This window comes from Flagellimonas oceani (assembly GCF_011068285.1).
GTDB lineage: Bacteria > Bacteroidota > Bacteroidia > Flavobacteriales > Flavobacteriaceae > Flagellimonas > Flagellimonas oceani.
Window position 1 is genome coordinate 1,840,151 of the sequence record NZ_CP049616.1, and the last position, 21,238, is coordinate 1,861,388.

At 42.4% G+C, this 21,238-nt stretch carries 14 protein-coding genes; 12 read left to right on the forward strand and 2 right to left on the reverse strand.

The genetic code is table 11. The features are described from left to right. Positions 1-6 precede the first annotated feature (6 nt). Together GVT53_RS08555 and GVT53_RS08560 are read left to right on the forward strand one after the other, a co-directional pair. Positions 7-675: a response regulator transcription factor gene (locus GVT53_RS08555; RefSeq protein WP_166248262.1), complete on the forward strand. Its 669-nt coding sequence runs from the start codon at positions 7-9 to the stop codon at positions 673-675. A 180-nt stretch (positions 676-855) separates the two neighbouring features. Next, positions 856-1,518: a hypothetical protein gene (locus GVT53_RS08560; protein ID WP_166248263.1), complete on the forward strand. Its 663-nt coding sequence runs from the start codon at positions 856-858 to the stop codon at positions 1,516-1,518. Between the two features lie 17 nt (positions 1,519-1,535). Here the strand turns inward: GVT53_RS08560 and glyA are convergent, their stop codons facing one another. Then, positions 1,536-2,810: a serine hydroxymethyltransferase gene (glyA, locus tag GVT53_RS08565; protein ID WP_166248264.1), complete on the reverse strand. Its 1,275-nt coding sequence runs from the start codon at positions 2,808-2,810 to the stop codon at positions 1,536-1,538. 250 nt (positions 2,811-3,060) lie between these two features. Here glyA and GVT53_RS08570 point away from each other — a divergent pair, with 250 nt between their 5' ends. After that, a complete protein-coding gene (locus GVT53_RS08570; protein WP_166248265.1) occupies positions 3,061-4,245 on the forward strand; it encodes a hypothetical protein in 1,185 nt (394 codons plus the stop codon). 31 nt (positions 4,246-4,276) lie between these two features. Here GVT53_RS08570 and ytxJ read toward each other — a convergent pair whose 3' ends face one another. Next, positions 4,277-4,666 carry a bacillithiol system redox-active protein YtxJ gene (ytxJ, locus tag GVT53_RS08575; protein ID WP_166248266.1) on the reverse strand — a complete coding sequence of 130 codons (390 nt, stop codon included), beginning with the start codon at positions 4,664-4,666 and terminating at the stop codon, positions 4,277-4,279. Between the two features lie 142 nt (positions 4,667-4,808). Between ytxJ and clpB the strand changes: the two genes are divergently transcribed. The 9 genes from clpB (at position 4,809) to GVT53_RS08620 (ending at position 21,237) form a co-directional block, all read left to right on the forward strand. Continuing rightward, entirely contained in the window at positions 4,809-7,409 is a 2,601-nt protein-coding gene (gene clpB / locus GVT53_RS08580) for an ATP-dependent chaperone ClpB (RefSeq protein WP_166248267.1), read from the forward strand. 314 nt (positions 7,410-7,723) lie between these two features. Next, a complete protein-coding gene (locus tag GVT53_RS08585; RefSeq protein WP_166248268.1) occupies positions 7,724-9,037 on the forward strand; it encodes a gluconate:H+ symporter in 1,314 nt (437 codons plus the stop codon). An 11-nt stretch (positions 9,038-9,048) separates the two neighbouring features. Then, the gene (locus GVT53_RS08590; protein ID WP_205791904.1) at positions 9,049-9,513 is read left to right on the forward strand and encodes a RidA family protein; all 465 of its coding nucleotides are present in this window, start codon (positions 9,049-9,051) and stop codon (positions 9,511-9,513) included. 12 nt (positions 9,514-9,525) lie between these two features. Continuing rightward, the gene (locus GVT53_RS08595; RefSeq protein WP_166248269.1) at positions 9,526-10,590 is read left to right on the forward strand and encodes a dipeptidase; all 1,065 of its coding nucleotides are present in this window, start codon (positions 9,526-9,528) and stop codon (positions 10,588-10,590) included. A gap of 171 nt (positions 10,591-10,761) precedes the next feature. Continuing rightward, positions 10,762-11,358 (forward strand): TetR/AcrR family transcriptional regulator, encoded by a 597-nt coding sequence (locus GVT53_RS08600; RefSeq protein ID WP_166248270.1) that lies wholly within the window; start codon positions 10,762-10,764, stop codon positions 11,356-11,358. 272 nt (positions 11,359-11,630) lie between these two features. After that, positions 11,631-12,545 carry a leucine-rich repeat domain-containing protein gene (locus tag GVT53_RS08605; RefSeq protein ID WP_166248271.1) on the forward strand — a complete coding sequence of 305 codons (915 nt, stop codon included), beginning with the start codon at positions 11,631-11,633 and terminating at the stop codon, positions 12,543-12,545. Between the two features lie 2 nt (positions 12,546-12,547). Beyond that, entirely contained in the window at positions 12,548-12,718 is a 171-nt protein-coding gene (locus GVT53_RS08610; RefSeq protein WP_166248272.1) for a hypothetical protein, read from the forward strand. Positions 12,719-12,853: 135 nt separating this feature from the next. Continuing rightward, positions 12,854-16,933 (forward strand): DUF4132 domain-containing protein, encoded by a 4,080-nt coding sequence (locus tag GVT53_RS08615; RefSeq protein ID WP_166248273.1) that lies wholly within the window; start codon positions 12,854-12,856, stop codon positions 16,931-16,933. 41 nt (positions 16,934-16,974) lie between these two features. Continuing rightward, positions 16,975-21,237 (forward strand): leucine-rich repeat domain-containing protein, encoded by a 4,263-nt coding sequence (locus GVT53_RS08620; protein ID WP_166248274.1) that lies wholly within the window; start codon positions 16,975-16,977, stop codon positions 21,235-21,237. Position 21,238: the final 1 nt, after the last annotated feature.

Here is a 21,238-nt window from a genome sequence, read left to right on the forward strand (position 1 = left end):
CCTACCATGAAAACATTGAGAATACTTGCCATAGACGATCACGAGATGACCATGCTCGGGTATAAATTTATACTTGAGGGCATTGATTTTGAAGGTTATAACATTATTGTGGACACGGCAACTTCGTTCCACACCGGCAAAAAACTCATCGAGGATTCGGCTAAAAACTTTCAATATGATATTCTGTTCTTGGACGTGCAATTGTTCGCGCCCAACGAAGACCAACCCTACACCGGGGAGGACCTTGGTATTTTGGCCCGCAAGATCGTACCCAAGAGCAAAATTGTGTTCATGTCCTCTTTCAGTGATAATTTTAGGATCAACAGTATTTTAAAATCCGTTGACCCGGACGGTTATCTGGTGAAGACCGATATAGACCCCAAAACGTTGGAAGATGCCGTTAAGACCATTATGCTAGATCCGCCCTACTATTCTTCCAAGGCTTTGGGCGCCATCAGAAAAAAAATGGCCAACGATATCGAAATCGACGAAAAGGACAAACAGATACTCTACCACCTTTCCAAAGGAACCAAGAACAAGGACCTGGAAAAATTCATTAGGCTCTCCCCCTCCTCCATCGAGAATAGAAAGCGGCATTTAAAAACATTGTTCGGAACAGAGAACGAGAATGATATGGCCTTGATATTGGCCGCAAGAAACCGTGGGTTTATTTAGTCAAAATAGCTTCACCTCTCTTCTATAATCACCATTTGTGGTTGATTTAAAAGAAGTTTTTCAAAAAAATCCTACAAACAAGGGAAAATCCATAGAATTTTTAAGGATTATCTGCAATCCCATACAAAAGATTCATCCTAACTTTATGTTGAAAGGATTTAAGAATTCAATGAACACCACATGTCATCAAAAAACAGATCGAACAAAAACCATAAATACACAGGTCCAAAAACCTATGAGGCCACTGATGGACTGGATGATTTTCTTAGAGTTCTGGAAAAGTATTTTTTTGCGACCGCAAAGGTTAAGTGCAAACACGATTCCATAAAAAACAGAACAGATCTGATCATAGACCTTCATCATAATTTTGGGATCACGGAATGTCTGCGCCATTTTAACAATGGGGACTGGGGAAATTATAATTTTTCCGATGAAAATCGTTCCAACATCTCAAATTCATTGTCCAAGGCTTTGGATAAACTGAACCAAGAAAGCTCTTACCCTACCGATATTCTTGAACTTTCCTTACATTTTAAGGACACCTCCATGATCATTAGCCGATTGCACAGACATAGCATTCCAGAGCATGCCAGCAGAATATTGACCGCTGTGGGCAAACACTTTGTGTATTTCACCAAAGGGTTGACCGAAATGCCCTATGAAATTTTTGTGCCCGTTTTTGAGGACACCTCTATAAGCTGCCCTACCAAAATGAACATGGAAACCAGTTACTACAACTTTTGGGGACTATATTTTGACAAAGGGGAGCAGGAACATGAAGCTTTGATCTACTCCCTTCAGCAGAAAAAATTTTACGAGGAAAACATCTTCCTCTTCGAATAATATACCGCTAGCAAATACTAAGCACTGAACAAAGGTCGCGATTTCATCAAGTCGTTGACCTTTTGTTTTATTTCGGCCACCTTTTTATCGTTTTCGGCATCGGTAATAATCTCGTCGATAAACCCAACCACGGTTTCCATATCGGCTTCCTTAAGACCTCTTGTGGTAATGGCGGACGTACCAAAACGGATTCCAGAGGTGATGAAGGGTGATTTATCATCAAATGGCACCATGTTCTTGTTTGCAGTGATATCGGCCTTTACCAGCACCTCTTCGGCCTCTTTTCCTGAAATGTCCTTGTTCCTAAGATCGATCAACATCATATGATTGTCCGTACCTCCGGAAATTACTTTGTAATCCTTATCCATAAAGGCTTTAGCCATGGCAGCTGCATTTTTCTTGGCCTGAACCATATAGTGTAGGTACTCATCGGTAAGTGCTTCGCCAAAAGCAATGGCCTTGGCAGCGATGATATGCTCCAAAGGTCCCCCTTGATTACCCGGGAATACCGCCAGATCCAACAAAGCGGACATTTTTCTAAGGTTTCCGTTCTTTAGTTTTATACCAAATGGATTATCAAAGTTCTCTCCCATCAAAATAAGACCGCCACGTGGGCCACGTAGGGTTTTATGGGTGGTAGTGGTAACAATGTGGCAATGTGGGATGGGGTCGTTCAAAATACCCTTGGCGATCAATCCCGCTGGGTGCGAAATATCGGCCAACAGAATAGCACCGACACTATCGGCAATCTCACGGAATCGTTTAAAATCCATATCCCTGGAATAGGCAGATGCCCCGGCAATGATCAACTTGGGCTTTTCCTTATCGGCAATCTCCTGAATCTTGTCGTAGTTCAACATGCCGGTCTCCTCATCCACCCCATAAAAAACAGGGTTGTACAATTTTCCGGAGAAATTTACGGGCGAACCATGGGTCAAATGCCCTCCGTGGGACAAATCGAAACCTAAAATCTTATCCCCTGCGTTAAGACATGCATGGTACACCGATGCATTGGCCTGTGAGCCAGAATGTGGCTGAACGTTCGCATATGCGGCACCGAACAGTTCCTTGGCACGGTCAATGGCCAACTGCTCCACTTGGTCCACCACTTCGCAACCGCCATAATAGCGCTTTCCCGGATACCCTTCGGCATATTTGTTCGTAAGCACGGAGCCAGCGGCTTCCATAACTTGCGGACTTACAAAGTTCTCGGAAGCTATTAGTTCAATACCCTCCAACTGTCTTTCCTTCTCTTGCGCTATAAGTTCAAAAATCTTCTGGTCTCGTTGCATGTTGCCGTAGTTTAATTAAGGGCGTAAAATTACGAATTGACAAGGGATTTTCATTCATAAAAAAGCAATTGGGACTTAATTTTATCAAACGACAATTAACAATTTCAAAAAATTAAAATATCGACCCTACACTACTCTGTTCCAGATTTTTAAACACCATATACTACCATACATTCTTTTTCGTTTATTTGTTTGGGAGCTTTTGGCACAGCTATTGAATTCCCCTAAACAACCAATAATGTTGACCAGTATGAAAAAATTTTTACTCTTAACAGCAATTATAGTTTTAAGCGCCTGCAGTGGCGTAAAGAAAACACAAGAGGCCCTGAATACCGGAAATTATTCCACCGCCATGAACAAGGCCATTAAGAATTTGGCCGAGAACAAGACCAAAAAGGGGCATCAGGAATACATTCTTTTGTTGGAAGAGGCTTTTGCCAAGAATGCTGCCAGGGAGCAACAGGAAATCGCCTTTCTCCAGAATGATGGCAACCCTGCCAATCTGGAGACCATCTACAATAAATATTTGCAGTTGAAACAGATTCAACAGCGTATCCGTCCACTGTTGCCGTTGTACATTAATGATGAGGGTAGACAGGCCGAGTTCAATTTTGTGAACTACGACAACAAAATTTTGAACACCAAGGACGATCTTTCGGAACATTTGTACCAAAATGCCTCGAACCTGTTGGCATCGGCCAAATACAAAGCGGATTACAGAACCGCCTACGAAGATTTAAAGTATTTGCAGGAAATTAATCCAGGTTACAGGGATACCGCGGACAAAATGGATGAAGCCCATAACAAGGGATTAGAGTTTGTAAGGGTACAGATTGCAAACCAAACACAGCAGATCATCCCTGAGCGTTTGGAATCCGAACTTTTGGATTTTAACGCCTTCGGAATCGATAACTTTTGGCTGCAATACCATACCAGTCCGTTGGCCAATGTAAAATATGATTATGCCATGAATCTTGATTTTATGGAAATCAATGTATCGCCTGAACGTATCAATGAGACCCAAATAATCAAAGAAAGACAAATAAAGGATGGCTGGGAATATCTATTGGACCGTGATGGCAATGTGGTAAAAGATAGCTTGGGCAACAAGATAAAAGTGGACAAAATGCGGACGGTTAGCTGTAAATTTTTCCAGTTTACCCAAACCAAAACAGCTCAAATCGCAGCCAAAGTAAGTTTCACTGACCTGAGAAACGGACAGGAAATCAACTCCTACCCCTTGTCCAGTGAGTTCTTGTTCGAACATATTTTCGCCAATTACCAAGGCGACAAAAGAGCTTTGGAAGATGATTTAATGCTGTACTTGAATGCTAGGGAAGTTCCCTTTCCATCCAACGAGCAAATGGTATATGATGCCGGTGAAGACTTGAAACTACGGCTCAAGAGCATTGTCTCAAAGTATCAGTTCAACTAATAAAAAAGCCCCGTTCTTCGGGGCTTTCTTTTTATACATACTTCGTAAGGTCCGTATCCGAAATGGCTCCATGCGAAGTGTGAAAAACCACTTCTCCATTTTTAACAACCAATAATTGAGGGGACTCGTGCCGAACTTCAAACTTATCTTGGATAGCATTGGACACATCCCTGTGCTGCTGTATCGTTAAAAAATAGAGGTCGATGTCCAAATCCATATCATAAGATTCAGAAAACATGTTCAACACCATTCTGCTGATGCCGCAGGTACTTGAATGTTTATAAATCACTTGGGGCTTAACTTTTGAGCTTTCCGCAATCGCATCCAATTGCTCCAAAGACGTTAATTGAATCCACGGCAACTCCTTCTTTTCCTCTTTCGCTCTCTCCTGCTTTCCAAATACACTGTCAAATATTCCCATACCACAAATTTAGGGGATAAGTCGTGAGCGAACAAAAAACTTACATCTGACGAAATGTCCTGCTATTTCTGGTTTTAGCGGACATTTTGACGGTTCGAACGCAATGGTAAGGTTGTTGACCTAATAGAGAAAAACAACGATAATGAACTTTAATAATTTTACCATAAAATCACAGGAAGCCATTCAAAGGGCCCAGCAATTGGCCCAAGAATTCGGGCATCAACAAATTGAGAACGAACACTTGTTCAAGGCCATTGCCGAGGTCGATGAAAACGTGTTGCCTTTCATTTTGAAAAAATTGAACGTCAACACCAACCTCCTCAACCAAATATTGGACAAGGAACTCCAGAGCTTTTCAAAAGTGTCCGGAGGCGAGATAATGCTTTCCAGAGAAGCTGGGAAAACCGTAAACGAAGCGAGCATCGTTGCCAAAAATATGGGTGATGAATACGTTTCCGTTGAGCATTTGTTATTGGCCATTTTCAAATCAAAAAGCAAAATCGCCCAAATCCTAAAAGATCAGGGCGTGACCGAAAAAGATTTGAAAGCTGCCATTGAAGAATTGCGCAAAGGTGGCAAGGTGACTTCGCAAAGTGCCGAGGAAACCTACAACTCCTTGGATAAATACGCCAACAACCTCAACCAAATGGCCGATAGCGGCAAATTGGACCCCGTAATAGGGCGTGACGAGGAAATCCGAAGGGTTTTGCAAATTTTGTCACGACGTACCAAGAACAACCCGATGTTGGTAGGTGAACCCGGCGTGGGTAAAACTGCCATTGCCGAAGGTCTGGCACACCGAATCATTCAGGGAGATGTACCCGAAAACCTTAAGGACAAAATTATTTATTCCTTGGATATGGGGGCACTTATCGCAGGTGCCAAATACAAGGGTGAGTTCGAGGAAAGGTTGAAAGCCGTGATCAAAGAGGTAACCTCATCCGACGGGAACATTGTGCTCTTTATTGATGAGATTCATACACTTGTAGGTGCCGGTGGCGGACAAGGTGCAATGGATGCCGCAAATATCCTGAAACCCGCCTTGGCCCGTGGTGAGTTGAGAGCCATTGGAGCCACTACCTTGGACGAGTACCAAAAATACTTTGAAAAGGACAAAGCTTTGGAACGTAGGTTTCAAAAGGTCGTGGTGGATGAGCCCGATACCGAGAGTGCCATTTCCATCCTTAGGGGAATCAAGGAAAAATATGAGGCACACCACAAGGTCCGCATCAAAGATGAGGCGGTCATCGGTGCCGTGGAGCTATCACAACGCTACATTACCAATAGGTTTTTGCCCGATAAGGCCATTGACCTTATGGACGAGGCCGCTTCCAAACTTCGAATGGAAATCAACTCCAAACCCGAAGAACTGGATGTACTGGACCGTAAAATAATGCAATTGGAAATTGAGTTGGAGGCCATCAAAAGGGAAAACGATACTTCCAAATTGAAAACCTTGAACTTGGACCTCGCCAATCTTAAAGAAGAACGGAACGAAATCTTTGCCAAGTGGGAAAGTGAAAAAACCGTGGTGGACAATATCCAAAAAACCAAAGAGGATATTGAAAACTATAAGATTGAAGCCGAACGTGCCGAACGAAACGGCGATTATGGAAAAGTGGCCGAATTGCGCTACGGCAAAATAAAAGAGGCCCAAGAGCGATTGGAAAAACTCCAAGATGAATTGGCGGAACAGCAAACAGCCGGCACCTTGATCAAAGAAGAAGTTACTTATGAGGATATTGCGGAAGTGGTGGCCAAATGGACTGGCATTCCCGTAAACAAGATGATGCAGAGCGAACGCGAAAAACTCTTGCAATTGGAAGGTGTGCTCCACAAACGCGTAGTAGGTCAAGATGAAGCCATAGTTGCCGTATCCGATGCCATCCGTAGAAGCCGGGCAGGCTTGCAAGATGCCAAAAAACCCATCGGTTCGTTCCTGTTTTTGGGTACGACCGGTGTTGGTAAGACCGAGCTGGCCAAAACCTTGGCCGCCTATTTGTTCGATGATGAAAATGCCATCACTCGGATAGATATGAGCGAATACCAAGAGCGCCACTCCGTGAGCCGTTTGGTAGGTGCACCTCCAGGATATGTGGGTTATGACGAAGGCGGTCAGTTGACCGAAGCCGTAAGAAGAAAGCCATATTCCGTAATTCTGTTGGACGAGATTGAAAAAGCACACCCCGATACCTTCAACATCTTATTGCAAGTATTGGATGAAGGTAGGTTGACCGATAACAAAGGTCGTGTGGCGGATTTCAAAAACTCTATCATTATTATGACGAGTAATATGGGAAGCCACATCATTCAGGAGAAGTTTGAAGATGCCGTTGATGTGGAGAGCGCTTCGGAAGCCGCAAGAGTCGAAGTCTTGGGATTGCTTCGCAAGACCATCAGGCCCGAGTTTTTGAACCGTATTGATGACATTATAATGTTCACTCCGTTGAGCAAATCGGACATCAAGGATATTGTGGGATTGCAATTGGACAACTTGAAGAAAATGTTGGCCCAACAGAACATCACTCTCGATGCTACCCAAGAAGCGATAGACTATTTGGCAGCGAAAGGATATGATCCTCAATATGGGGCTCGACCCGTAAAACGATTGATTCAGAAAGAAGTGTTGAACAACCTGTCCAAAGAGTTGCTTTCAGGAAAGATAACTTCTGACAGCATAGTGCTTTTGGACTCTTTTGATGATCAATTGGTATTCAGAAATCAAGATGAACTTGTAGAATAAGTTCTCAGAATAAGTTTCAGTCAGGAAAACCTCTCCCATAGCTTTTTTTGGAGGAGGTTTTTTTATGAAAAATTGGTCGTTTCGAGTGATTTTTTGAACCACAGTTCAAAAAAATGTATCGAGAAACGAAACTTTGAAAACATCAATCAAGTTCTCGACCTTCTTGCCGACAATCAGATGTCTTTCCCCATGAGAAAATAGAACTGATATTTTTTTAGTTCTTTCACAATCTTGGACCATATCCTTAGAATTTCGAAATAATCAATGTGCATCACATTTAAATCCTTATTTTAGCTCAAAACCATATCCTAAATATGCCACTGATTATTGCCGTTCTAGGTATCTTACTGCTGTTCCTGCTCATTGCAAAATTTAAACTCAACGCCTTTATTTCCTTTATCATTGTATGCCTGTTCGTGGGCATTTTTCAAGGGATGGAACTGGGCAATCTAGTGCAATCCATACAACGGGGCATCGGGAACACCTTGGGCTTTCTGGTTCTTATACTTGGACTCGGTGCCATGCTTGGAAAATTGGTTGCGGATAGTGGTGCCGCCCAACAGATTACGACACAATTGGTCGCTAAATTTGGAGTAAAACATGTGCAATGGGCCATGGTGGTCACAGGGTTTATAGTAGGTATCCCGATGTTCTATTCCGTAGGCTTCGTTATCTTGATTCCTTTGGTATTTACCGTAGCCTTTTCAACGGGATTGCCCCTTTTGTACGTGGGATTGCCCATGCTTACCTCGTTATCGGTAACGCACGGATATCTTCCCCCGCACCCAGCCCCAACGGCCATCGCGGCCATGTTCAATGCTGATATTGGAAAGACATTGATGTATGGGCTTATTGTTGCCGTTCCCGCCATAATTGTTGCGGGACCATTGTTTGCCCGAACCCTGAAAAAGATAGAGGCCAAGCCATTGAAGGAGTTTTACAATGCCGAACCTATACCCGAGGAAGAACTGCCATCGACCGCGGTAAGTATTCTGACCGCCCTTTCCCCTATCATCTTTATTGGTGTTGGCATTGCTGCCGAACAATTTTTGGAGGAAGGCACACTCAGAAACATACTCGCCTTTATCGGCAATCCCGTAATCGCTTTGTTGATTTCCGTACTCATCGCCATATACTCATTGGGATTGGCAAAGGGTAAGGAAATGAGCACCATTATGGATTCCTTGTCCGCCTCGGTTTCCAGTATCACCATGATTCTTTTGATCATTGCGGGAGCTGGAGCTTTGAAAGAAGTCTTGATTGACAGCCAAGTAAGCGACTATATCGCCGATAGTTTAAAAGGTTCCAGTATTTCACCTTTGGTGCTGGCATGGCTCATCGCCACCGCCATCCGGGTAAGTGTGGGGTCGGCCACCGTAGCCGGGCTTACCGCTGCCGGAATTGTGCTCCCCTTGGCTTCGGGCACGGGAACAAGTCCAGAATTGATGGTATTGGCCATTGGTTCCGGGAGTTTAATGCTCTCCCACGTCAACGACACAGGCTTTTGGATGTTCAAGGAATACTTCAACCTATCCGTTAAGGAAACCCTTTCCTCTTGGACCGTTATGGAGACCTTGGTAGGTATCATGGGACTATTGGGCGTTTTAGCAATCAACAGTATAATCTAACAATATAAATTATGGAATCACCATCACAACGAATGGAGGCATTGAACCTCCAATTACCACCTGCCCCGCCACCTGCCGGCGTTTATCGCCCTGTTTTAGTGGTCGATAACTTTTTGTACGTATCCGGCCAGGGGCCTGTAAATTTGGATGGCTCCCTTATGACGGGACGTGCTGGCGATGATCTAGATGAAGAACAAGCCAAATTAGCGGCTCGTCAGGTAGGATTGACCATGCTATCCACCATTACCACCCATTTTGGCAGTTTGGACAAAATCAAAAGAATGGTCAAAGTACTGGGAATGGTGAATTGCACTCCAGACTTTGGCAAGCAACCGTATGTCATCAATGGGTTTAGTGAATTGATGGCGGACATCTTTGGAAAAGAAAACGGTATCGGGGCACGTAGTGCGGTAGGAATGATGCTCCCCGGTAATATTCCCGTTGAGATTGAAGCCATTTTTGAACTTCACAAATAACACCACCCTTTCATGTTTATATTCGATGCCCATCTCGACCTTGCCATGAACGCCCTCGAATGGAACAGGGACCTTAGACTCTCTGTTCCCGAGATAAGGGAGCGCGAACAAGGCATGAACGACAAACCTGACCGTGGCAAGAACACCGTTTCTCTCCCAGCCATGCGAAAAGGCAATATTGGGCTGTGCATGGCCACACAGATTGCGCGTTTCGTAAAAAAAGGGAGTCCAATTCCCGGTTGGAATTCACAGCATCAAGCGTGGGCACAGACCCAAGGGCAATTGGCATGGTACAAAACCATGGAAGAAGCTGGTGAAATGGTTCAAATCAGAGATTTAGAAGGTTTGGAACATCATCTCCAGCTTTGGAAAAGTGATGAACCGAAAAAACCTGTTGGGTACATTTTAAGTTTGGAGGGCGCCGACTCCATTGTAGATTTGAGCTATTTGGAAAAATCCTACGAATCAGGTCTTCGGGCCATTGGTCCTGCACATTATGGTCCCGGCATTTACGCCCACGGAACGGATTCCGTAGGCGGGATTGGCCGAAAAGGGCGGGAATTGCTCAAAAAAGTGGAAGAGCTCAATCTTATTTTGGATGCCACCCATCTTTGCGATAAAAGTTTTTGGGAAACTATGAAGGTGTACAACGGTCCCGTTTGGGCCAGTCACAACAATTGTAGAAAATTGGTGGACCACAACCGCCAGTTTTCCGATGAGCAAATCAAGGAACTTATTGGCAGGGACGCTGTGATCGGAGTGGCTTTGGATGCCTGGATGATGGTTCCCAATTGGGTTCGTGGTAAATCCACCCCAAAAGAAATGAACGTTACCATGGAAATTGCAATTGATAATATTGACCACATTTGTCAATTGGCGGGCGACTGTGACCACGTTGGCATAGGAACCGATTTGGATGGCGCCTTCGGCAAAGAACAGAGTCCATGGGATTTGGATACTATTGCCGACCTTCAAAAAATTCCAAGTATGCTGTCCAAAAGAGGTTATAACAGCTCGGATATTGAAAAAATCATGCATCAGAACTTTATCAACTTCCTTAAAAGGGTTTGGCGCTAAGCAATAAACTAAACCAATTTTTTCAAAGGTTTATCCAAAACAGGACTTGCCAAGAAAGGTTTTTTTATCAAAAAAGACCAGAAACATGTTAAAATACGGGCTTTGGACAGTTTAAATACCAAAGGGTATTTGATTTTTTATATCTTAGTTTCGACCAACAGCAACCTAAGAATGACCAAAAAAGCAGAACGAACTACCGCTTACATTATAGAAACCGTTGCCCCCATATTTAATAGGCATGGTTATATAGGTACCAGTATGAGCGATCTTACCGAGGCCACCGGGCTTACCAAAGGAGCCATTTACGGTAATTTTGAAAATAAGGAGGCATTGGCATTGAGCGCTTTTGAGCACAATAGAAATATGTTGTTGCACGCTGTTGATGATAAACTTGGTACAGGAGATGAAGCATTGGCCAAACTGTATTCCCTATTAAACTTCTACAAACAATATGATGTTTTTACGCTTCCGATGGGCGGTTGCCCGCTCTTGAACGTGGGCGTGGACGCACAGGGAAACAACAAACTATTGGCCGCTGCGGTCAAGGAGACCATTAAGGAAATCGAGGGCAAGATTGCCTTAGTCCTTGAAAACGGTGGCAAAGAGAACGAAATTAAGCTTCCTGTTCCTCCGCTTCAATTTGCCAAGCAACTTTTCACCATGGTGCAAGGTGCGGTTGCCATGAGCACGATGACCCAAGACCGAAAGTACTTGGTCAACACCATTACCTATTTGGAATATTTGGTTAAGCAGGAGCTTAAAAAGTAACATTTTTCCTCTACAGCTATTCATTTTATCAAAAAAAGATGTTGGTGCCAAAGCCAAAAAATCAAGTCACACGGCCTGGTCCTGGTACTATTTTCATTATGATCTTTTTAGCATAAAATCGGGATTCAAGCAGTGAATTTCTGGGAAATTCCGCCATCCGTCAATTGAAACCCACCATCCGTCAATTGAATACTCCCTATATGGATCTGTTCGCATATTTTGGTTGAACAAAATTATAAGCGCATTCATCTCGCTTAAAAACAACCAATACAATGAAAAGATATTTTTACAGGGCATCGGACAAAAGATTCTGGAGCATTGAAGACAAGGAGACCAGTTACAATACCAGTTATGGGGTAGAATATTTAGGAAGAGAACGATTTGGTTCTAAATCATTTTCCTCGATAGAAACGTGCCAAAAGAACATAGAAAAGGAAATCCAAAAAAAAATGGATGACAATTATGAAGAAATTACCATTCTTGAGGAATTTTCTGGGGTTTCCACAATGCAAGACGTATGGGAAATCCAAAAAGCACTAAAAGAACAGCCTTTAAAATATTACCTCAATATCTCACCGCCCATATTAATAAAAGCGTTGAGTAGAATCACATCAATTGAAGAACTCACCCTTCGCAATGTTTCCCAACTTCCCGATGAAATCCAACAATTGCACAACTTAAAAAAACTGAGCATAAACTTTAACCCTAACTCCAAAGGACAGATAACCAACAGTTTGGGCAATATGGAAGCACTTCAAGAATTGAACCTGGAGAATGTCTTCTCTATTGAAAACTTTGGAAATCTGGAAAATCTAAAAAAATTGAATATTGGTTTTTGGAACGAAGGAGAGGGTATAATTCCCCAGAACATTGACAGATTAAAAAAACTTACATACCTCCGCTTATTTTATGCAAAACAAATCCCGGATACTGTATATGAATTAAAAAACTTGGAAGAATTGGTTTTTACATATTCGGAGGTGAAAGAACTACCTGATACTATCGAGAACCTGAGCAAACTGAAAAAATTAGAACTCGACTTTATGTATACCAATCTTATGGACCAACCTCTGACACTGCCCCATTCTTTTGGAAACCTTGGCAACCTAGACGAATTGACCATACGTTGGCGTAAAGTGGAAAACCTACCCGAAAGCTTTAAAAGTTTTGCTCAATTAAAAAATTGAGTTTGAGCGAAACATCTTTTGCAAAGGTTACCGAAGCTATTATCCATTTGGAGAATTTGACCTCGCTTTTCATCGATGTTGGTAAGATGGATTTTTCGGCCCCAAGCCCTGCGCAACTAAAAAAACTCGATAGGGTTTTGTTATCCAGTTTAAAATTGGGGTTCAAGCAGTGAATTTCAGGGGAATCCCGCCATCCGTCAATTGAAACCCACCATCCGTCAATTGAGTGCTCCCTATATGGATCTGTTCGCATATTTTGGTTGAACAAAATTATAAGCACATTCATCTCGCTTAAAACAACCAAGACAATGAAAAGATATTTTTACAGGGCATCGGACAAAAGATTCTGGAGCATTGAAGACAAGGGGACCAGTTATAATATCAGTTATGGGGTGTCTTTTTTAAAAAAATCCAAATTTGGTTCAAAATCCTTTTCCTCGGTAGAAACGTGCCAAAAGAACATAGAAAAAGAAATCCAAAAAAAGCTGGATGATAATTATATAGAGTTGACCATTATTGACGATTTTTCCGAAATAGACCATATAGTTAAAGTTTGGGAGATCCAACAGGCTCAAAAGCATCTGCCCCTTAAATTTAACCTGTACAACTCATTTTTGATAAAGGAAGTCTGTAAAATAACATCTCTTCAAGAACTCTTACTTAAAAATGTCATAGAACTTCCTATTGAAATAGGGCAACTTCATAACCTGAAGAAATTGCACATACACTTCAAAAATCCCAATGGGATCATACCCAATGCTTTGGGCAGACTTACCCAACTTGAAGAATTGAAGTTGGAGGGTGTTTCCCGTATCAATGACAACATTGGGGATTTGGAAAATCTCAATACATTGAATATCCAGTTTGGTTGGTCGGTGGATGGCATCCTTCCCGAAAGCATTGGCCGCTTAAAAAAGCTTAGAGAGCTTAACATGTCATATGTAGCACAAATTCCCGATACTATATGGGAATTGGAAAATCTGATGGAATTGGGTATATCCCACTCTAAAATTAAAAACATACCTGAAGAACTGGGCAATCTCGAGAAACTCTATGAATTCCATCTTCATATGTCAGAAAGCGACGACCTTGCGGGTCAATCCCTTGTTCTTCCCCAATCCATTGGAAAATTAAAAAACTTGACAGAACTGGTGATATACGGGTACAAGGTAGAAAACCTGCCTGAAAGTTTTAAAGACCTGATAGAATTAGAGATGTTGGTTTTAGAACTGACCAACCTTGATAAGATTCCCGATGCTATTTTTCATTTGGAAAATTTAACCCGTCTTAATATTGATGTAAAAAACATGGATTATTTGGATCCACGTCTTGCCCAGTTAAAAAAGCTTAATTGGGTTAATTTCTATAACATGGAAGATGGCCAATTTAAAAATGTGCCCGAGGAGTTATTGGCAAGATTTAAAAAATCTCGAGATTGGAATGAAATCAAGAACCATATATTGGGAAATGCCCTACCCGAAAATAAAATACTCCCCACACCTACAAAGGAGGAAAAAGAAAAAGCTTTAGCGGACAGAAAGGAAGAGTGGTCTTTTTTTGAGGACAAGTCTTTTAATAAGAGAAAATATCAAGTAGAACGATTTGAAGAAGTGGTCTCCTTCCTAAAAGGGGAGACTGACAAGTGTCCGCTACCCGATTCAGTCGATTTCAGGAGTATCGGGGTCTTTGAATCCATCTTTATCCTTTTAAAGCCATTTCCGCAATGGGATTTTATGGATGAACGCATCCTTACCTTTATATCCCAAGACGATTTTAGCTTTAAGGGCATGCTCACCTGGTTGCACAAAATCAGTTCCGAGAACCCAAACATGAAATTTGAGGATATACTGAGTGAACTTGAAAAATACGACATAAAGAAAAAAAATGTTCTCTCCAGATGCTTGACAAAAAACTCCACTGTCCTGCCCAATGGCAAACCCACCTCGCTGGGCACCTATATATTGGAACATTTTGAAGATTCACCGGAATACTTCATTGAATTGGCAAAAAATCAGCATAGGAAAGCCTTAGTGGAACTCTTCATAAAACATAGACCAGCATCTATTGAACCTTATCTCCCGCAATTATATCTCGATACCTATGATGACGGCTCCAACCACTTACCATATGAGATGTTCGATGCCCTATTGGAGTATAATGCGGCAAAATACTCCAAGATCTTGTTCAATCTTATGGATACATTAGAGCCAAGGTGCAGAAGAAACTGTAGAATGGAGGCTGCCAGATTGTTAGTGGAAAAAGGAGATGACAAGTATAGGACATTTGCTTTCGGTATTGTAGAGGAAACTTTGCAGCACATTTCCGACTTTCCAGAAAATAAATTCATGTGGTCATTGGGTACATACGTTCCATCATTTATTGATTGGATTTTCACACATTATGGCAAATCCGCCCTCCCGGCAGTGGAAAAGTATGTTAGGAACACCAAAAAAATCGATATAAACATTATAAAATTGGCAGTCAAGCATTTAAAGGAAGATGCTATGGATATGGTCGGGGAAGCCTTTAAAGTATCTTTTTATGAAGGCGGCCTTACCCCGATAAGGTATTACATAGCACTGTTCGATGCCCTTTCCAACATTGATTATATGCCCTACCACGAAGAAGTCTGGAAATTGTTGGAATCCGACTCGCCAGAACTAAGGCTCTTGGCCTGTAAAGAAATCATAAAGTTCGGGGCACAAGCAGTGGTTCCAAGAGGTAAGGCTCTATTAAAAGATGATAATGCAGACAACAGGGAACTAGGGATAAGGTTATTGTTGCCATTTGAAGAGACTTGGGACGAACTGATGGTGGTGATGGACAACGAAAAAAACGAGGACCTGCGCAACCTATTGGTCAAAAAATTCTATGCTGTCCCTACACAGATCACCATAGCCGAGGCCAAAAGAAGGGTTTCAAACGCGACCGAAAGGGGCAAACTCAACAGAAAACCCGCCAAATGGCTGGACATCTCAAAACTCCCCACGTTAAAATGGAACAATGGGGAGGAACTGGAAGAAAAGGAACTGCTGTACCTTTTTTATAGACAAAAATCGTGGGACGATATATCCCCCGACCCCGAGGCTCGGGATATGTATGCCCTTATCGAAAAGAAAAGTACCAAAGGCCTGTCCCCTGCCCTACTTAAACTCGTCAAGGAAAACGGAGGAATCATGGCAAAAAACAGATTTGTGCTCTCCATAATAGGGATTTTAGGAGAAGATTCAATCGTGAATTTTCTTGAAAAAGAAGCCATTTCCGGAACAAATCCCAATGCATGTATGGTATTGGGCCTCGTGGGCACCATAAGGGCCGCACGGGCCTTGGATAATATAACCAACTACTTTTCCATAAAATATCCCAATGTAAGGGAAGCTGCAGAGACCGCCTTTGAACAGATAGCCGATACCAAAGGTATGCTCATACAGGAACTCAAGGATGCCATCATCCCCGATTTTGGTTTTAAAGGGCTTACCAAAAAAATCAAGGATGGCGATGCCACCTATGAGCTATCCATTGATAGGTCCCTTGGTCTGGTATTCGAAGATGCAAAAGGGAAAAGGACCAAGAGCATCCCTCAACCGATCTCATCAAAAATGAAGGACAGTATTATTGCTTTGGAAAAAGAAATAAAAAAGGCGGTAAAACAATCCAATACCAATCTGGAAAAGGAACTGTGCAACCAAGGTGTATGGCCCTTGGAAGAATGGGAAAAAAGGTTCTTCAAAAATCCGCTTGCCTTTGCCCTGGCACAGAATTTTATATGGGCAACCTACCAAAATGGGAACCTGTGCAAAAATTTTATGGTAGATGAGCAAGGTAAATTGTTAGATCGGCATGGAGAGACCATCAAATTGGGACCGGATGAACTGGTGGTACTGGCACACCCCTTAAACCTGGAATCAACGGAAAAGAATCAATGGTCCGCCATTTTTGAGGAAAAAAAGATTGCACCGCCCTTCCCGCAATTGGACAGAAAGGTTTATAGAGTTTCCGATGACAACAAAGAGAAAACGTTCGATCACAGCTATGCAAGCAGAAATGTTCCCAATGGAGATTTCAAATATCGTGCGGCAAAACTGGGGTGGCGAAGGGGCAGTATACTGGATGGCGGGGAGGTATCCTCTTACAAGAAAAGTATCCCTGTCCATAATCTGGAAGCCTTTATTATGTTGAAAGGCGTGAACGTACAAAATTTGGTTAGTGAAGGGGAAAGTATCGAAAGGCTGTTTTTTGTCCCATTGGACTCGGTGCACACAGGAACAGATACCATCAATGAGCCGAGGTCGGGGGACGACCATAGGCTGATACCCTTCGGGGAGGTGCCCCCGGTAGTGTATTCGGAGGTTGTGCGGGACATAGAATCGATATTGGAGCAAGGTTAGAAAGACCTTATTCTACATTTTAACAGCGAATAATCTAAAAAATGAAAAGGTATTTTTACAGGGAATCGGACAAAAGATTCTGGAGCATTGAAGAAAAAGGTACTGATTATGAAACCACCTATGGTGTAAGATATTTAAAAAAGGCCAGGGTCGGATCAAAATCTTTTTCTACTGTGGAGACCTGCCAAAAAAATATAGAAAAGGAAATCCAAAAAAAGCTGGATGCTGGTTATAAAGAGCTAACCGTGATCAATGATTTTTCCGATGTTAAGGATATAAAGGATGTGTGGGACACCCAGCAAGCCCAGAAGACATGCCCATCGGAACTCTATTATTGGGAAGAGGTATCTGTAGCGCTGATCAAAGCTGTTTGTAAAATCACGTCCTTGGAAAAGCTCGACTTCAGGTCTATTGAGGAACTACCTGATGAGATCGGGCAATTGCAGAATTTAAAAATATTAAAAATAGGTTCCGAGAACAGGCCTCAATTAAGTATATCACGTGGCTTGAGCCGACTTCCCCTACTGGAAGAATTGGAGTTGTACGGTGTTTCCAGTATTGATATTGATGGAATACTGCAATTAAATACGTTAAAAAAATTAGAGATTTCCTTTTCAGATAAACCCCAGAAAAGCATCAGTTTAGATGGTTTTGGCCAGATGCCCAATCTTGAGGAATTGAGATTATATGATGTTTATAATTTAAACTATGACTTTAGGGTCTTGCAAAACCTTCAACAATTGGATATTGCATATAGAAATCGGAATGGTATCGTTTCAGATTGTATAGGTCACTTACAAAAGCTTACATATCTTCGTTTGTACGGGGCAAAACAACTCCCTGATACGCTGTGGAGCCTAGAAAATCTCGAAGAATTGATTATAGCTGATTCAGCCATCCAAGAACTGCCGAAGGAAATTGACAAGCTAAGCAAACTCAAAACACTCTCGATAGATTCTTACAGCAAGGAAAAAGAACCTATTACCTTGCCCGATTCTTTTGGAAACTTAAAAAGCCTGGTTAAGTTGGAAATCGAGAAGATAAAGGTGGAGGCTCTGCCCGAAAGCTTTAAAAACCTGACCCAATTACAAACGTTGATATTGGACACGACCAGCTTTACTAAGATACCCGAAGTTATTTTTGAATTGGAGAATTTAACCTGTCTTAATATTGCCGTGAAAAACCTGGATTTTTTGGATCCTCGCCTTGCCCAGTTAGAGCATCTTCAGACAGTGGATTTTTACAATATAAAAAAAGGTCAATTTAAAAATTTACCAGAGCATATTCCCAATCTGTATGATTGGAAAAATATCAAAAAACTTATAAGCAAGCAGGCCATCCCCGCACCAAAAGGAAAACTGTTGCCAACTCCCAGTCAAAAGGAAAAACAACAAGCGTTAAGTGACAGAAAGGAGAAATTTAACAATTTTAAAAGGGACTCATTTGATAGAATGAGGTATAAATCGGAAAGACAGTTTGAACGAGTGGTCTCCTTTCTTACTGGAGAAGTGGACGAATGCCCCCCTGCCGTTCCCAGAAGGGACGATTATGGTTTTCAATCTATCTTTACCCTTCTAAAACCCCTATCTCAATGGGATTTTATGGATGATCGTATCCTTACCTTTATAGCGCAGGAAGCCTTCGACTATGATAATGGGTCTTTTTTCTTTTACAAAGGGCTATTAGAGTGGTTGCAGAAAAACAGTTTAGAAAACCCAACTGAAAAATTTGAGAACCTACTGTCCGCGCTGGAAAAATATGGGATTGAAAAGGACTTCATACTTTCAAGGTGCTTTATAAACGGTTCTACCCTCCTAACGGATGGTAGCCCCTCCTCTATGGGCACCTATTTATTGGAGCATTTTGATGACTCTCCAGAATACTTTATTGAATCGGCAAAAAATGAGAATAAAAATGCCTTCGTGGAACTCTTCATAAAACATAGGCCAGCATCTATTGAACCCTATCTTCCTAAATTATATCTCAATACCTATGATGACGGCACCAACCACCTACCTTATAAGGTGTTCGATACCTTATTGGAGTATGATACCAAAAAATATTCCAAAATTCTACATGCCTTAACGGATACCTTGGAGCCTCATTGTAATAGAAACTGTAAACTGGAAGCTGCTAAATTGTTAGTGGAAAAAGGAAGTGGCGAATATAAAATACTTGCTTTCGGCATTGTAGAGGAAACGTTGCAGCACATTTCCGATTCACTTGCAAGAGATAAAGATTTCTATTTTCAATGGTCATTGAAACCTTTTGCTTTTTCACTTAAATCCATACCATCATTTATAGATTGGATTTTTACACATTACGGCAAATCCGCCCTCCCGGCAGTTGAAAAATATGTCGAGAACATTAATCCTATTGATGTAAATATCATAAAGGTGATTGTGGAACATATAGGAGAAGGTGCCATGAACATTATTGGAAAAACCTTTAAAGCCAACTTTAACGGAAATCTAGAGCTTCAACTAAGGAGCTATCCCTCATTGTTCGATGCCATTTCTACGATTGATTACAGTCCCTACCACGAGAGGGTCTGGAAATTGTTGGACTCCAGATCTTCAGAACTAAGGCTGCTGGCCTGTAATGAAATCATAAAATTTGGTGCAAAGACGGTAGTTCCAAGGGCACGGCCACTGCTCCATGATGAGAATGAAGACAAAAAGGAACTGGGGATAAGGCTATTGCTGCCATTTGAAGAGACCTGGGGCGAACTGATGGTGGTGATGGACAACGAAAAAAACGAGGACCTGCGCAACCTACTGGTCAAAAAATTCTATGCCGTCCCTACCCAGATCACCATAGCGGAGGCCAAAAGAAGGGTTTCAAACGCGACCGAAAGGGGCAAACTCAACAGGGCTCCGGCCTGGTGGTTTGATGTATCCAAACTCCCCACGCCAAAGTGGAACAATGGGGAGGAACTAAACGAGCAGGAACTGCTGTACCTGTGTTATAGGCAAAAATCTTGGAACGACCTATCCCCCGACCCTGAGGCACGCGACATATACCCCCTGATCGATAAAGAAAGTGCCAAAGGGTTTTCTTCCATATTGCTCGAACTCGTCAAGGAAAACGGGGGGATTTTGGCCAAGAACAGGTTCGCCCTTACGCTGATAGGGATGTTCGGGGGGGATTCCATCGTGGACCATTTGGAAAAGGAGGCGATTTCAGGGACAAATCCCAATGCATGCGTTGTATTGGGTCTCGTTGGCACCATAAAGGCAGCAAGGGCCCTGGACAATATTATCAACTATTTTGATGTCCGGTACCCGAACGTAAGAGATGCGGCACAAGACGCTTTTAAGCAAATAGCCGAAGCCCGTGGCATGCTGGTACAGGAACTGCAAGATGCCATAATGCCCGACTTTGGATTTGATGGGCTCACCAAAAAAATCAGGGACGGTAATGCCATCTATGAGCTGTCCATCGACCCGTCCTTTAGCTTGGTGTTTGAAGATGGAAAAGGAAAAAAGACTACAAGAGCCCCTAAAATGACAGCAGAAGCGAAAGAAACCATTAAATCCATAAGAAAGGATTTGAAAAGGGCCTCAAGGCAGTTTGCCGGTAATCTGGAGCTAAAGCTCTGTACCCAGGACGTATGGCCCACGGACGAATGGGAAGAACGGTTTCTCGAGAAGCCGCTTGCCTTTGCCCTGGCACGGAACTTTATATGGGGAACCTACCAAAATGGGAACCTGTCCAAAAGTTTTATGGTAGATGAGAATGGGCATTTACTGGATATGGATGGAAAGGTTCTTCAATTGGAAAACACGGCATTGGTAAAACTGGTGCATCCTATAAACCTCGACACATCAGAAAAAGACCGCTGGTCCGCCGTCCTAAAAGAAAGGAAGATCATACCTCCATTCTCTCAGCTGGACAGGAAAGTTTATAGAGTTTCCGATGATAGGAAAGATGAAAAATTCAATTATGATCACGAAACACGTGACATTGCAGGTAGCATAAAATATGGGTTGCCAGCCCTGGGATGGCACAGGGGCAGTATACTGGCCGGTGGAAGGGTATCCTCTTTTATAAAGAGTATCCCTGCTTACAATTTAGAAGCCTTTATCATGGTAGAGGGAGTCAATGTACAACCTGTTGAGGAAGATGAAGCGGAAAAGATTGAAAAATTGTTTTTCGTGCAAATGGGTTCAGTATATACCGGAACGGACAGCGTAAACGACCCCCGATCCGAGGACGACCATAGGCTGGTACCCTTCGGGGAGGTGCCCCCGGTAGTGTATTCGGAGGTTGTGCGGGACATAGAATCGATATTGGAACAGTAAT